General features: G+C 69.6%; 15 protein-coding genes. 11 read left to right on the forward strand and 4 right to left on the reverse strand.

The window, feature by feature from the left end:
* Positions 1–96: 96 nt before the first annotated feature.
* On the forward strand, positions 97–702 hold the full coding sequence (locus ACRAQ3_RS03770) for a riboflavin synthase (protein WP_269396469.1): 606 nt from the start codon (positions 97–99) through the stop codon (positions 700–702).
* Entirely contained in the window at positions 699–1241 is a 543-nt protein-coding gene (locus ACRAQ3_RS03775) for a hypothetical protein (protein ID WP_432255731.1), read from the forward strand. The genes ACRAQ3_RS03770 and ACRAQ3_RS03775 overlap by 4 nt, the downstream gene beginning before the upstream one ends.
* Before the next feature lie 118 nt (positions 1242–1359).
* Here ACRAQ3_RS03775 and ACRAQ3_RS03780 read toward each other — a convergent pair whose 3' ends face one another.
* Together ACRAQ3_RS03780 and ACRAQ3_RS03785 are read right to left on the reverse strand one after the other, a co-directional pair.
* A complete protein-coding gene (locus ACRAQ3_RS03780; protein ID WP_432255732.1) occupies positions 1360–2733 on the reverse strand; it encodes an L-serine ammonia-lyase in 1374 nt (457 codons plus the stop codon).
* Positions 2733–3434 carry a glutathione S-transferase family protein gene (locus tag ACRAQ3_RS03785; protein ID WP_432255733.1) on the reverse strand — a complete coding sequence of 234 codons (702 nt, stop codon included), beginning with the start codon at positions 3432–3434 and terminating at the stop codon, positions 2733–2735. The genes ACRAQ3_RS03780 and ACRAQ3_RS03785 overlap by 1 nt, the downstream gene beginning before the upstream one ends.
* Before the next feature lie 165 nt (positions 3435–3599).
* Between ACRAQ3_RS03785 and rpiA the strand changes: the two genes are divergently transcribed.
* The 6 genes from rpiA (at position 3600) to ACRAQ3_RS03815 (ending at position 10139) form a co-directional block, all read left to right on the forward strand.
* Positions 3600–4385 carry a ribose-5-phosphate isomerase RpiA gene (gene rpiA, locus ACRAQ3_RS03790; protein ID WP_432255734.1) on the forward strand — a complete coding sequence of 262 codons (786 nt, stop codon included), beginning with the start codon at positions 3600–3602 and terminating at the stop codon, positions 4383–4385.
* 13 nt (positions 4386–4398) lie between these two features.
* Positions 4399–5841, forward strand: a complete 1443-nt coding sequence (locus ACRAQ3_RS03795; RefSeq protein WP_432255735.1) for an FAD-dependent oxidoreductase — start codon at positions 4399–4401, stop codon at positions 5839–5841.
* Positions 5842–5921: 80 nt separating this feature from the next.
* Positions 5922–7112, forward strand: coding sequence for an FtsH protease activity modulator HflK (gene hflK / locus ACRAQ3_RS03800; RefSeq protein ID WP_269396475.1), 1191 nt, complete (start codon positions 5922–5924; stop codon positions 7110–7112).
* Position 7113: 1 nt separating this feature from the next.
* Positions 7114–8268 (forward strand): protease modulator HflC, encoded by a 1155-nt coding sequence (hflC, locus tag ACRAQ3_RS03805; protein WP_432255736.1) that lies wholly within the window; start codon positions 7114–7116, stop codon positions 8266–8268.
* Positions 8265–8459 carry a DUF2065 domain-containing protein gene (locus tag ACRAQ3_RS03810; RefSeq protein ID WP_432255737.1) on the forward strand — a complete coding sequence of 65 codons (195 nt, stop codon included), beginning with the start codon at positions 8265–8267 and terminating at the stop codon, positions 8457–8459. Before hflC ends, ACRAQ3_RS03810 begins: the two co-directional genes overlap by 4 nt.
* A gap of 156 nt (positions 8460–8615) precedes the next feature.
* Complete coding sequence (locus ACRAQ3_RS03815; RefSeq protein ID WP_432255738.1) at positions 8616–10139, forward strand: Do family serine endopeptidase; 1524 nt, start codon at positions 8616–8618, stop codon at positions 10137–10139.
* Between the two features lie 58 nt (positions 10140–10197).
* On the opposite strand, the gene ACRAQ3_RS03820 is transcribed toward ACRAQ3_RS03815, so the two are convergent.
* On the reverse strand, positions 10198–10683 hold the full coding sequence (locus ACRAQ3_RS03820) for a peptidoglycan-binding domain-containing protein (RefSeq protein ID WP_432255739.1): 486 nt from the start codon (positions 10681–10683) through the stop codon (positions 10198–10200).
* A gap of 190 nt (positions 10684–10873) precedes the next feature.
* On the opposite strand from ACRAQ3_RS03820, the gene ACRAQ3_RS03825 reads away from it, so the two are divergent.
* Positions 10874–11197 carry a 2Fe-2S iron-sulfur cluster-binding protein gene (locus ACRAQ3_RS03825; protein ID WP_269396478.1) on the forward strand — a complete coding sequence of 108 codons (324 nt, stop codon included), beginning with the start codon at positions 10874–10876 and terminating at the stop codon, positions 11195–11197.
* The gene (locus tag ACRAQ3_RS03830; RefSeq protein ID WP_432255740.1) at positions 11197–11892 is read left to right on the forward strand and encodes an FG-GAP repeat domain-containing protein; all 696 of its coding nucleotides are present in this window, start codon (positions 11197–11199) and stop codon (positions 11890–11892) included. The genes ACRAQ3_RS03825 and ACRAQ3_RS03830 overlap by 1 nt, the downstream gene beginning before the upstream one ends.
* Here ACRAQ3_RS03830 and ACRAQ3_RS03835 read toward each other — a convergent pair.
* A complete protein-coding gene (locus ACRAQ3_RS03835; protein ID WP_269396480.1) occupies positions 11889–12599 on the reverse strand; it encodes an adenosylcobinamide-GDP ribazoletransferase in 711 nt (236 codons plus the stop codon). The genes ACRAQ3_RS03830 and ACRAQ3_RS03835 overlap by 4 nt on opposite strands.
* Before the next feature lie 70 nt (positions 12600–12669).
* Between ACRAQ3_RS03835 and cobT the strand changes: the two genes are divergently transcribed.
* On the forward strand, positions 12670–13683 hold the full coding sequence (cobT, locus tag ACRAQ3_RS03840) for a nicotinate-nucleotide--dimethylbenzimidazole phosphoribosyltransferase (RefSeq protein ID WP_432255741.1): 1014 nt from the start codon (positions 12670–12672) through the stop codon (positions 13681–13683).
* The last annotated feature ends 7 nt before the right edge of the window (positions 13684–13690 follow it).

A 13690-nucleotide genomic window follows, 5' to 3' on the forward strand; every position in this document is an offset into this window, starting at 1 on the left:
CCGTTTTATGGCGTCGGGATGACGTGTGAAAGTGCCCACCCTTGTGCGCATCCCGCAGCGGTTCTAGGTCTTGGGACGCAAGACAGGAGCGCGCCCATGTTCACAGGCATCATCACCGACGTCGGAGAGGTTCTCGACGTGGTGCAGGAGGGCGACCTGCGCGCCCGCATCGCCACGTCCTATGATCCCGAGACCATCGATATCGGCGCCTCGATCGCTTGCGACGGCGTCTGTCTCACCGTCGTCGCGCTGGGCCGCGAACCGCGCAACTGGTTCGACGTGCAAATCTCGGCCGAGACGGTCGGCCTGACCAATATCGGCCGCAACGGTTGGCATGTGGGCAAGCGGATCAACCTCGAGCGCGCGCTCAAGGTCGGCGACGAATTGGGCGGGCATATCGTGTCGGGCCATGTCGACGGCGTGGCCGAGGTGGTGTCGACCCGCGACGAGGGCGACAGCCTGAGGGTGCGTTTCCGCGCACCCGAAGCGCTGGCCAAGTTCATCGCCCCCAAGGGCTCGGTCGCGCTCAACGGCACCTCGCTCACCGTCAACGAGGTCGACGGCACGGAGTTCGGCGTCAACCTGATCCCGCATACCCGCGAGGTGACGAATTGGGGCGAGATCGCCCAAGGCCAGTTCATCAATCTCGAAATCGATACCATGGCGCGCTACGTGGCGCGGCTGCGCGATTGGGACGCATGAGCCTCGGTCACAATGGCGGCCCGTCACTGGAGCCGGGCGCGGGCTGGCGCCGCCACGCCTGGGCCCGGGCCCGCCGCGAATTGCTGCCTACACTTCCGGTCGAGGTCGTGAGGTTGCGGGTGAAACGCGCCGCGGCGCTCGGTCTCGACTATCGAAGCTATGCCTCGGTGCGGGCGGCGACTGGCCATGACCTGATCGGCTTCCTGTTTTCGTCGAATACGCTGCGGCTGCTGCGGCCGGGGGATGCCATGCCGCAGGAACGGCGCGCCAGGCTGGCCAGCCTGGCGGCGCGCCGGGTCGCGGCGGTACACCCGCCACTCGATCCGGATCGCGTGCGCGTTTCGGCTCCGATCGACGTCGCCGGGCGTGCGCCGGGGCTTTTAGAGGGCTGGCGTGCCACCGGCGACCGATTGCGCGACATGCTCGACGGGCCTGCCGATCGGTTCCTCGTGATAGGTGACACCGCGCTCGAACGCGATTGGGCCGAGGCGGCGCGGGCGGCGGGCTTCATGAAAGCCGAAAGGTACTTCGGGGGCTGAAGGCCCTCTGCGCGGCCAAGGGCGTGTCTTGCGTATTTAAGGAACAAAGTTGCCGAATGCGCTTGGCTACTTTGTTCCCGAAATACGCAAATCCCGCCTCGTCCGACCGGTGCCGCCCTCAGCAATTTGGCAGGTTCACAGCCAGTCCCCCTTGCGAGGTTTCCTTGTACTTGTCGCTCATGTCGCGCCCCGTCTGGCGCATCGTCTCGATCGCGACGTCGAGCGGCACCAGATGCGCGCCATCGCCCCTGAGCGCGAGGCTCGCCGCCGCCACCGCCTTGATCGCGCCCATGCCGTTGCGCTCGATGCAGGGCACCTGAACGAGGCCGGCCACGGGATCGCAGGTCATGCCCAGATGATGTTCGAGCGCGATCTCGGCGGCGTTCTCGACCTGCGCGGGCGTGCCGCCCAGCACCGCGCCCAGCCCTGCTGCGGCCATCGCGGCGGCCGAGCCCACCTCGGCCTGACAGCCGCATTCGGCGCCCGAGATCGAGGCGTTCTCCTTGATCAGCCCGCCGATGGCGGCGGCGGTAAGCAGGAATTCCGGCACCCGCTCACGGCTGGCGCCCGGCACGTGGTCGAGCCAGTAGCGCATCACCGCCGGTACTACCCCCGCGGCACCGTTGGTGGGCGCGGTCACCACCTGCCCGCCGGCGGCATTCTCTTCGTTCACGGCCATCGCGTAGGCCGAGATCCAGTCGGTCACGAGATGCGGCGCGGCCATGTTGCCGCCGCGTTCGGCGCGCAGCGAGGCGTGGATCGCCGCCGCGCGGCGGCGCACGCCGAGACCACCGGGAAGCGTGCCCTCGGCCTCGAGCCCGCGGTCGATGCAATCGGACATGACGCGCCAGATCTTGCGGATGTCGCCGTCGAGATCGGTACGGGGACGCCGCACGCGCTCGTTGGCCCGTTTCATCGCCGCGATCGACAGGCCGCTCTCCGCCGCCATGCGCAGCATTTCCTTGGCGCTGGCAAAGGGGTAGGGCACGGCCGGGCCGTGATCGGGGGCGGGGCCGGCCGCCAGCTCCTCGGCGGTACGCACGAAGCCACCGCCGATCGAGTAGTAGGTCTGCTCGACCACCACGTCGCCTTGGGCGTCGTGGCCCCGGAGCACCAGCCCGTTGGCATGAGCCGGCAGCGGCGGGCCGTAATCGAAGACCAGATCGCTCCCCGGGTCGAAGCGCAGCGGTGCCAGCCCCGCGGGATGCAGCGTCCTCTCCGCCCGGAGCCGGGCCAGTTCAGCCTCCGCCGCCTCGGTGTCATATCCCGCCACGGTGATCCCGGCGAGGCCCAGCATCACCGCCCGGTCGGTGGCATGCCCCGCCCCGGTGAAGGCGAGCGAGCCGTGCAGCCGGGCCGACACGCCCGCCACCTTGAAGGGTTGCGCGCGCAGATGGTCGAGAAACCGCTCGGCCGCGACCATCGGGCCGATGGTATGCGATGATGACGGGCCGATGCCGATCTTGAAGATGTCGAAGACGGAGAGAAACATCAGGTTGCGTGTCCTTCGGGTGGGCGTGGCGGTCGCGGATCGGTGAAGGGGCGGGCGCCCAGACCCTCGGCCCGGATCGCCGCCGCGACCGAGGCGCGGGCCTCGAAGCGCTCCAGCGCCGCTCGCAGGGCAGGCCAGCGCCTCAGTTCGAACCAGCCGGTGCCGCTTTCGGGGTAGAGGGCGCACCAGCGCAGCATGGGCGCGAGGTAGCAGTCCAGCGCCGAGGGCTGTGCCGCCCCGAGCCAGCCACCGAGCGCCGGCGCCGCGGCCTCGAGCCTGTCGAGCATGCCCAGCGTGCGCTGCGCCGTGCGCTCGTGCAGCGCGAAGACCATCTCCGGGGCGATATGCTCGCCACCATAGAACAGCATCCTGAGCGCAGGGTGCAGCGTGTTCGACAGCCAGAACAGCCAGGCCAGCGCTATTCCTCGCTCGGGCGCGTCGGGGGCAGGCATCAGCGCCACGCGCTCGCGATGCCGGTCCGACAGCCACAGCAGGATCGCCGCGGTCTCGAAGATCGGCCCTTCCTCCGTCTCTAGCACCGGGATCATGCCATGAGGATTGAGCGCGAGATAGGCGGGTGCGCGCTGGCCCTGCGCGCGCCGGTCCACCAGCGCGGTGCGATAACCGAGGCCCAGCTCCTCGAGCGCGAGACGCACGCAGAGCGAGGCATTGTCGGGCGCGTAATGCAGTCGCAGTGTCATGGGCTCATCCTCCGAGGCGCGGGTTGGGGCCGCTGCTCCTGATGCGACCATTCGCACGCGATCCGCGCAAGGCCCGATCCGACGGCACCCGAACAGGGACGATTGCCCCTCGCAGGCGCCGGGCATCTTTCCTATAACCGGGGCGGACCCGCGAGGAGGCGCAGCATGGCCAAGGACCTGTCACCCGTTGAAAAGGCGAAGTTCGTCGCCGCCAAGCAGGCGAGCCATCTCGTTGAAAGCGGCATGCGCGTGGGCCTTGGCACCGGCTCCACCGCCGAATGGCTGGTGCGCTGCCTGGGCGAGATGGTGCGCGACGAGGGGCTCGACATCCGCGCCGTGCCGACCTCGCACCGCACCGCCGATCTGGCGCGCGAACTCGGGATCGAGGTGGTGACGCTGGAAGAGGCGGGCTGGCTCGACCTGACCATCGACGGCGCCGACGAGGTCGACGGCGAGCTGAACCTGATCAAGGGCGGTGGTGCTGCGCTGCTGCACGAGAAGATCGTGGCGACGGCCTCGGACCGGATGGTCGTCATCGCCGACGCGACCAAGCGGGTCGAGACGCTGGGGGCGTTCCCGTTGCCGGTGGAGATCATCCCCTTCGGCTGGCAGGCCACCAAGGTGCTGGTCGAGGAGACGCTGGTCGGGCTCGACGTGCTGGGCCGCGAGGTGACGCTGCGGATGAAGGACGGCCAGCCGGTGCGCACCGACGAGGGCAACCACATCCTCGATCTGCACCTCAACCGCATCGGCAATGCGCGCCAGCTTGGCCTCGCGCTCAACCAGATCGCGGGGGTGGTCGAGAACGGCCTGTTCGTCGATATCTGCGACGCGGTGGTGATCGGCCATGGCGATGGCCGGGTCGAGAGCTACGATCTGCATGGTGACGCGCAGGAGACGCATTTCGATTTTCTCGCCCCCGACAACATCTTCACAGACATTTCCGACTAGGACTGACCGACTTATGGCATTCGACTATGACCTCTTCGTGATCGGCGGCGGCTCGGGCGGGGTACGCGCCGCGCGCACCGCCGCCGCCACCGGCGCAACCGTGGCGCTGGCCGAGGAGAGCCGCATGGGCGGTACCTGCGTGATCCGCGGCTGCGTGCCGAAGAAGCTCATGGTCTATGCCTCGGGTTATGGCGAGATGCTCGACGAGGCGCGCGCCTATGGCTGGGAGATCGGCGAGGGCCGCTTCGACTGGCGCCCCTTCCGTGAGAAGCTGCATGCCGAGCTGGACCGGCTCGAAGGCGTCTATCGCCGCCTGCTCGACGGCTCCGGGGTCGAGATGTTCGACGCCCGCGCCAAGATCGCCGATCCGCACACGGTCGAGCTGGCCGATGGTAGCCGCAAGACTGCCAAGCACATCCTCGTGGCGACCGGCGGCCGCCCGGTGCGGCCCGACATGAAAAACGCGCATCTGGGCATGGTCTCGGACGACATCTTCGATCTCGAGACACTGCCGAAATCGATCCTGATCGTCGGCGGCGGCTACATCGCCTGCGAATTCGCCTGCATCCTGCACGGGCTCGGCGTGAAGGTGACGCAGTTCTACCGCGGCGCGCAGATCCTGCGCGGCTTCGACGACGAGGCGCGCGGCCTGATCGCGGATTCGATGCGCGAGCGCGGCATCGATCTGCATCTGGGCACCAACGTGGTCGAGATGTGCCCCGAGGCCGAGGCGGGCGACGCCGTGCGCCACCACGGCACCGACTCGGACGCTGCGGGGTCGAATGGCTTGGCCGAGGCGGCGCCCGGCACCAAGGGACCGGTCTGGGTCAAGGCGACCAATGGCGACGAGCGGGTCTATGACGCGGTGCTCTTCGCCACAGGGCGGAAGCCCAACACCGACGGCCTCGGGCTCGAGGAGGCGGGCGTGACCCTCGCGCGGGGCGGCGCCATCGAGGTCGACGAGTACAGCCAGACCGGCTGCCCCTCGATCTATGCGATCGGCGACGTCACCGACCGGGTGAACCTCACCCCGGTGGCGATCCGCGAGGGGATGCAGTTCGTCGAGACCGTGTTCAAGGGCAACCCGACGCCGGTGGATCACGCGCTGATCCCCTCGGCGGTGTTCACCCAGCCGGAGCTGGGCACGATCGGCCTGACCGAGGAAGCGGCGCGCGAGATCGAGCCGGTCGAGGTCTACTGCTCGTCATTCAAGCCGATGCAGTCGGCTTTCGCCGGATCGGCCGACCGGGTGCTGATGAAGCTCGTGGTGTCGATCGAGACCCGCAAGATCCTGGGCTGTCACATCGTCGCACCCGAGGCGGGCGAGCTGATCCAGCTCGCGGGCATCGCGGTCAAGATGGGCGCCACGAAAGAGGATTTCGACCGGACCGTGGCGGTGCATCCGACCATGGCCGAGGAGATCGTCACCATGCGCGAGCCGGTGCGGCGTTCTTGAATACCGGGCGTTTGCCCACACATGCAAAGCGTGCCGGATGAAACCGGCGCGGGGGAAACCAACAGGGGAACAGAGGCTTCATGGCTGGAAACAACGGCGGCCCTTGGGGTGGCGGTGGCGGCGGGCGCGGACCCGGCGGCGGGGATGACGACAGGCGGCCCGGTGGCCCGCAGCGACCACGCCGGCCCGGCGAGAGCCCGCAGATCGACGAGTTGATGAACAAGGGCCGCGAACAGCTGCGCGTGCTGATGGGCGGCGGCGGTCGCGGCACCGGATCCGGCGGCAATGGCGGACCGGGCTTTCACATGTCGCGCGGAACCATCGGCCTCATCGCCGCGGGCGCGCTGGTGCTCTGGGGCGTGATGTCTTTCTACACGGTGCGGCCCGAAGAGCAGTCGGTCGAACTGTTCCTCGGCTCCTACTCCTCCACCGGCAGCCCCGGCCTGAACTTCGCGCCATGGCCGCTGGTCACGCACGAGGTCGTCAACGTCACCTCCGAGCGGACCGAGAATATCGGTATCGGTCGCGACAATGACGGGCTGATGCTGACCACCGACGCCAATATCGTCGATATCGGCTTTCAGGTGGTCTGGAACGTGTCCGACCCGGCCAAGTTCCTGTTCAACATCCGCGACCCGCAGCTCACCGTGCAGGCGGTGTCGGAATCCGTGATGCGCGAGATCATCGCCGCTTCGAACCTGGCGCCGATCCTCAACCGCGACCGGGGTCTGATCGCCGACACGGCGATGGAGTCGATCCAGGCGACGCTCGACGCCTACGAGAGCGGCATCAACATCGTCCGGGTCAACCTCGACCGCGCCGACCCGCCCTCGGAGGTGATCGACGCGTTCCGCGACGTGCAGGCCGCCGAGCAGGAGCGCGACCGCCTGCAGCGCCAGGCCGACGCCTATGCCAACCGGGTTCTTGCCGAGGCGCGTGGCGAAGCCGCGCAGACCGTCGAGCAGGCCGAGGGCTACCGCGCCCAGACCATCAACGACGCGCTGGGTCAGGCCAGCCGCTTCTCGGCAGTGCAGGACGAATACGCGCAGGCGCCGCAGGTCACCCGCCGCCGTCTCTATCTCGAATCGATGGAGCGGGTTCTGGGCGACGTCGACAAGATGGTGCTCGACCCCTCGATCACCGGCGGCGAGGGCGGCGGCACCGGCATCGTGCCGTTCCTGCCGCTGAACGAGCTGGGCCGCCAGTCGGGCAACCAGCAGCAGCAGGGCGCGGCCTCCGCCTCCAACGCCACCACCGGGCAGGGGAACTGAGATGAAGAAGACCGCAATCCTGCTACCCGCCATCGTCATCGCCGTCGCGGTGGGCCTGTCGTCGATCTACGTCGTCGACGAGCGCGAAAAGGCGCTCGTGCTGCAGTTCGGCCAGATTCGCCAGGTCAAGGAAGAGCCCGGCCTCGGGGTCAAGATTCCGCTGATCCAGGAGGTCGTGACCTATGACGACCGGATCCTGTCGCTCGACACCGAGACCATCGAGGTCACGCCCTCGGACGACCGCCGGCTCGTGGTCGACGCCTTCGCGCGCTACCGCATCGCCGATGTGGTGCAGTTCCGGCAGGCCGTCGGCGTGGGCGGCGTGCGTGCTGCCGAGGATCGGCTCAGCTCGATCCTCAACGCGCAGATCCGCGAGGTGCTCGGCGCCGACCAGGTGACTTCCGACACTATCCTGTCCTCGGATCGCCGCGAACTGATGAACCGCATCCGCGAGCAGGCGCAGCGCTCGGCGCAGGGCCTCGGCATCGACGTGGTCGACGTGCGTCTCAAGCAGACCAACCTGCCGAGCCAGAACCTCGACGCGACCTTCGCGCGGATGCGCGCCGAGCGCGAGCGCGAGGCGGCCGACGAGATCGCCCGCGGTAACGAGGCCGCGCAGCGGGTTCGCGCGCTGGCCGACCGGACCGTGATCGAGACTCTGTCGGAGGCCGAGCGCGAGGCGCAGGTGACCCGAGGCGAGGCTGATGCCGAGGCCAACGCGATCTTCGCGGCCGCCTACAATGCCGATCCGGAGTTCTTCGACTTCTACCGGTCGCTGCAGGCCTATGAACGGGCGCTGCAAGGCTCCAACTCGCAGCTGGTGCTGACCCCCGACAGCGCCTTCTTCGACTACCTCTACAACGACGACCTGCCCGAGGGGGTGACCCCCGCGCCCGCACGGGCGCGCGGCCCGCTTGATGGCGGCGCCGAGGAGGAGACGGCCTCGGGCGAGGCGGATGCCGGCGTGATCCGGCTCGACAGCCTGCAAGTCCGCCAGGGCGAGGATGGCACCGTGACCTTCTCGACCCAGGAGGGCGAGATCGACGCGCAAGCCGAAGCCGATGCCGCGGCCGAGGGTCAGGCCGAGGCGCTGACGCCGCGGGTGACGCTGCCCGAGGACGACGTTGACGCCGGCGCCGGGGTGGCGACGCAGTGACGCCGATCCTGCTGGGCCTAGGCCTGGTGCTCGTGATTGAGGGGCTGGCCTGGGCGCTGGCCCCTTCGCTCGTTTTCAGGGTGCTCGAGACGCTGCGCGACATGCCGCCCGAGCAGCGTCGCCTGGCGGGGCTGGTGGCGCTGGCGCTCGGGGTGGCGCTGTTGTGGATGGCGCGCCTGACCACGCTCTGATCCGCATCCGTTCATGTTACAACCCGTCACACCGCTTTGACGCGTCGCGACCCGGGCTTGAGTTGCACCGAAGCGGCCTTACGTTGATGGTCTGCGCCGACCGGAGCGGCTCGATGCATCGCGCTCCGACGCACAGGACGAAACAGGAGTGTGCCCGTGAACGCCAAGACCAATTCCACGTCCCTCGTCACCCCCGTCCGCGCCGTTTCGGTGCTGGCCCTGGGCGCCGCGCTGGGGCTGGGCCAAGTGGCCCCGCTCGCTGCGCAGGACACCGCCGTGACGCCGGAGACGGAGGCCCAGACGACGGCCGATGCACCCGATGCGACGCGGCCGCTCACCTTCGCCGATCTCGCCGAGCAGGTGAGCCCGGCGGTGGTCAACATCACCACCTCGACCATGGTTTCGGCCCCGGCCGGACCGCAGGGCATCGTGCCCGAGGGCTCACCCTTCGAGGAGTTCTTCCGCGACTTCCAGAATCGCGGCGACAGCGCGCCGCGCCGCTCCTCGGCGCTGGGCTCGGGCTTCGTCATCTCGGCCGATGGCTACGTGGTCACCAACAACCACGTCATCGACGGCGCCGACGAGATCAATATCGAGTTCTTCTCCGGCAAGACGCTCAAGGCCGAAGTGGTGGGCACCGATGCCTCCACCGACATCGCGCTGCTGAAGGTCGAGGGTGAGGATCTGCCCTATGTCGAGTTCGGTGACAGCACCGGCCAAGGCGCTCGCGTGGGTGACTGGGTGATGGCGATGGGCAACCCGCTGGGTCAGGGTTTCTCGGTATCGGCCGGTATCGTCTCGGCCCGGGGCCGGGCACTGTCGGGTACCTATGACGACTACATCCAGACCGACGCCGCGATCAACCGCGGCAACTCGGGCGGCCCGCTGTTCAATATGTCGGGCGAGGTGATCGGCGTGAACACCGCGATCCTGTCGCCCAATGGCGGCTCGATCGGCATCGGCTTCGCGATGTCCTCGGACGTGGTGACCGAGGTGGTCGACCAGCTGCAGGAATTCGGCGAGACCCGGCGCGGCTGGCTCGGCGTGCGGATTCAGGACGTGACGCCCGACATGGTCGAGGCGATCGAGGGGCTGGAAGGCGCCGCCGGTGCGCTCGTCACCGACGTGCCCGAGGGTCCGGCGATGGAGGCTGGCATGGAGGCGGGCGACGTTATCGTCAATTTCGACGGCAACGAGGTGCCCGATACGCGCGATCTCGTGCGAATGGTCGGCCGCGCCCCGGTGGGCGAGGAGGTGCCGGTGACGGTGCTGCGTGATGGCGAAATGGTCGAGCTGGCCGTGACGCTGGGCCGCCGCGAGGACGCCGAAAGCGCGGTGCCCGCCTCGGCGCAGGGGTCGGGCGAAGGCGCCGAGACCGAGATGTTCGGGCTCAGCCTGTCCGAGCTGACGCCGGAGCTTCGCCAGCAGCTCGATCTGCCCGAGGACGCGGAAGGCCTGGTGGTGACCGATGTGGACCCGGCCTCGGATGCCGCCGAAAAGGGCGTCGCGGCGGGTGACGTGATCACCGAGGCCGGCCAGCAGCCCGTCGCCTCCGTGGCCGATTTCGAGGCCCGCGTCGAAGAGGCCCGCGAGGCCGGCCGCAAGTCGCTGCTGCTCCTGGTGCGACGCGCCGGTGATCCGCGCTTCGTGGCGCTGGGGCTGGAAGAGACGGCGGAGTGATCCGCAGAGGGTCCGCTCGGACCGGGAAGGGCGCCTTTGGGCGCCCTTTTTCATAACCCTAGCGGCGGTTCATGATGTCCAGCTGTTCGGCGGTCAGCGGCGCGATGCCGAGGCGCTGCGCGGAGGCCAGAGACAGCACCGGGCTGTCCGGCCCGCCGCTGCCCCGCTGGAACGCCTGCACGGCGTCGAGCGTCACCCTGTCGAGCTGCCCGGTCACCGGGCCGGGGTGAAAGCCGCGCGTCACCAGCGCGCGCTGCAAGGTCTCGACAAAGGCGGGGGTGAACTCGGGCGGGCAGAGCGTCTCGAACAGCACTTCGCGTCGCTCCCGCAGGATCTGCTGGCGGGTGACGCTGCGATAGCGTGCGGGGCCCTCGCCGGGCTCACGCTGCTGCTCGCGCACGGTCTCGATCACCGCGGGGGTGATGTCGCGCCCGTAGCAGCGTCCTCCGGCGCCGGTTTCGATCTCGGCCGCCATGAAGGCGGGCACCTGCGGCGCGGCGGGGGCGCAGGCCGCGAGAGGCACAAGAAGCAGAAGTCGGAACATCGGGCACCGGCGGTCGTTACCCGCCCGAACCTAGACGCCCGCGCCCGGCGCCGGAAGCCTTGGCGGATCACATGGGCGCCGCGTGGCACGGCGGACGCAGCAGCTCCGGGAAGGGCGCGGCATCCGGGCACTGGCGGCGCCGCGGCGGCTCGCCTAGACAGGGCGGCGCAACGCGACAGAGGAGCCTGAGATGGCGAAGATCACATATATCGAGCATGACGGCACCGAGCATGTCGTCGACGTGGCCAACGGGCTGACCGTCATGGAGGGGGCGCGCGACAACGGCATCCCCGGCATCGAGGCCGATTGCGGTGGCGCCTGCGCCTGCTCGACCTGCCATGTCTATGTCGACGAGGCCTGGGTCGGCAAGCTGCCCGAGAAGGACCCGATGGAAGAGGACATGCTGGAATTCGCCTACGAGCCGGACGAGACGCGCTCGCGGCTGACCTGCCAGCTCAAGGTCTCCGACGCGCTCGACGGTCTCGTGGTGCGCATGCCCGAGCGGCAGATCTGATGCGCGCGGCCCTGCTGACATGGCTCCTTGCCGGGCCGGCCATGGCGCAGGGCCAAGGCCTCTCCGAGGCACGGTTCACCGAGCCCACCACGCGCTACGCGCATGGTGTCTTCGGTGAAACCGAGGAATGGGGCGCGCTCGAGATGGTGACCGAAACCGGCGAGACCCGGTTGATCCGGCTCCCCGATTCCCGTGTCTTCGAGGACACCGCACCGCGGCTGGCCGATGTCGACGGCGACGGCGCCATGGAGGCCGTGGTGGTCGAGACGGATGCGGCGCAGGGCGCGCGGCTTTCCGTCTACGGCCCCGACGGGCTGATCGCCGCGACGCCCTATATCGGCACCTCGCATCGCTGGCTGGCGCCGCTGCCGCCTGCCGATCTGGACGGCGACGGGCATATCGAGCTGGCCTATGTCGACCGGCCGCATCTGGCCCGGGTGCTGCGGGTCTGGCGGCTGCGGGACGGCGTGCTGGAACAGGTCGCGGCGCTGGAAGGGCTGACCAATCACCGCTTCGGCGCGCCCGACATCTCGGGCGGGGTGCGCGATTGTGGGGAGGGGCCGGAACTCGTGCTCGCCGATGCGTCATGGCGTCGGATCATGGCGGTACGGCTCGTGGAAGGCACGCTGTCGGCGCGCGATATCGGGCCGCTGGAAGAGGCCGGTTTCGCCTTGGCGCTTGACTGCGCGGGTTAAACCAGAGCCGCCAGCACCAGAAGCGCGGCCATTTCAGCCAATTGCTGGGTGCCACCGAGAATGTCGCCGGTCTGGCCGCCGATCTTGGCGCGTGCGATGGCGGTGCCGGCCAGAGCCGCCAACGCCACCGCCGGAGCCAGCAGCAGAAGGCTCCACCCAGCCAGCGGCAACACGATGAGAGCCGCGACGCCACAGGCCAGCGCCATGGCTCGGCCGCTGGGCCGCCCGGCGAGCCGCGCCAGCCCGTCCTTGCGCGCATGCGGCAGCCGCGCCATTGGCCAGACCATGGCCGCCCGGCTCAGCACGGCGGCGATCACCAACCCCCAGGGACCCGCCGCCACCAGCGCCGACCAGCGGATCAGCAGGCTCGTTCCGATCGCCAGCACGCCATAGCTGCCGACGCGGCTGTCGCGCATGATCTCGAGCCGACCGGCCCGCTCGAAGCCGCCCCAGAGCCCGTCGGCGCAGTCGGCGAGCCCGTCCTCGTGCAGCGCCCCGGTCAGCAGGATCTGCCCAAAGAGCGCCAGTGCCGCCGCCGGGCCGGGCGGCAGCCCCAGCGCCAGCGCGACCCAGAAGCTCAAACCCGCGATCGCACCGACCGCCAGACCCGCCACCGGAAAGGCCCAGACCCCTTCCGGTTGTACCGGCGCCGGGCCGACGGGCAGGCGGGTCAGCAGGCCGAAGGCCGCGCGGATTGGTTGAAGCATCTGGACCTCTTTTCAAGTCGTATCCTCTAGGGTTAGGCAGGCCGGAGCCGCGATGCAACGAGGACGCCGCATGACTGCCCCCTTTACCGATCTCGCAGGTCTGCGTGCCCTGCTGCGGGAGCTTCCCGCTCCCGATGCCACGGCGCAGGCCGAGGCGGCCGCCCGCAACGCGCAATTGACCAAGCCGATGGGCTCACTGGGACGGCTCGAGGAGCTGGCGCTGTGGTATGCAGGCTGGCGCGGCACGTCGCGGCCGCGATTGTCCCGACCGCAGGTGGCGATCTTCGCGGGCAATCACGGGGTGGTGGCGCGCGGCGTCTCGGCGTTCCCGGCGGAGGTCACCGCGCAGATGGTCGGCAATTTTGAGGCCGGCGGCGCGGCGGTGAACCAGCTGGCCCTGGCGTTCGGCGCCACGATGACCGTGCATCCCTTGGACCTCGACCGGCCCACGGGCGATTTCGTCACCGAACCGGCGATGAGCGAGGCCGATCTCGTCGCGGCGATGGCTGTGGGCTGGAGGGCGGTGGACCCCGAGGCGGACCTTCTGGTCGCGGGCGAGATGGGTATCGGCAATACCTGCGCCGCCTCGGCCATCGCGCTGGCGCTCGAAGGCGGCGAGGCGCGCGACTGGACCGGGCGCGGCACCGGCGTCGACGATGCCGGTCTCGCCCGCAAGGCCGAGGCGGTGGCGCAGGGCGCGGCGCGGATCGCCGGAGAAAGCGATCCTCTGCAGGTGCTGCGCCAGCTCGGCGGGCGCGAGATCGTGGCGATGGCGGGGGCGATCCTCGCGGCCCGGCATCACCGCATCCCGGTGATCCTCGACGGCTTCATCTGCTGCTCCGCCGCGCTGGTACTGCACCGCGCCGCCCCGGCTGCGCTCGACCACGCGGTCGCCGGCCACCAGGGCGCGGAGAGCGGCCATGCGCGGCTGCTCGACGCGCTGGGCAAGGCGCCGCTGCTGTCGCTGGGGCTGCGCCTCGGGGAGGGGTCGGGCGGCACGCTGGCGATCGGCGTGCTGCGCGGGGCGCTGGCCTGCCTGTCGGGCATGGCGACCTTTGCCGAAGCGGGCGTCAGCGACGGCTGAGGCCCGC

Origin of the sequence: Limimaricola sp. AA108-03 (genome assembly GCF_050847355.1) — a bacterium.
In the GTDB taxonomy this organism is placed as follows: domain Bacteria; phylum Pseudomonadota; class Alphaproteobacteria; order Rhodobacterales; family Rhodobacteraceae; genus Limimaricola.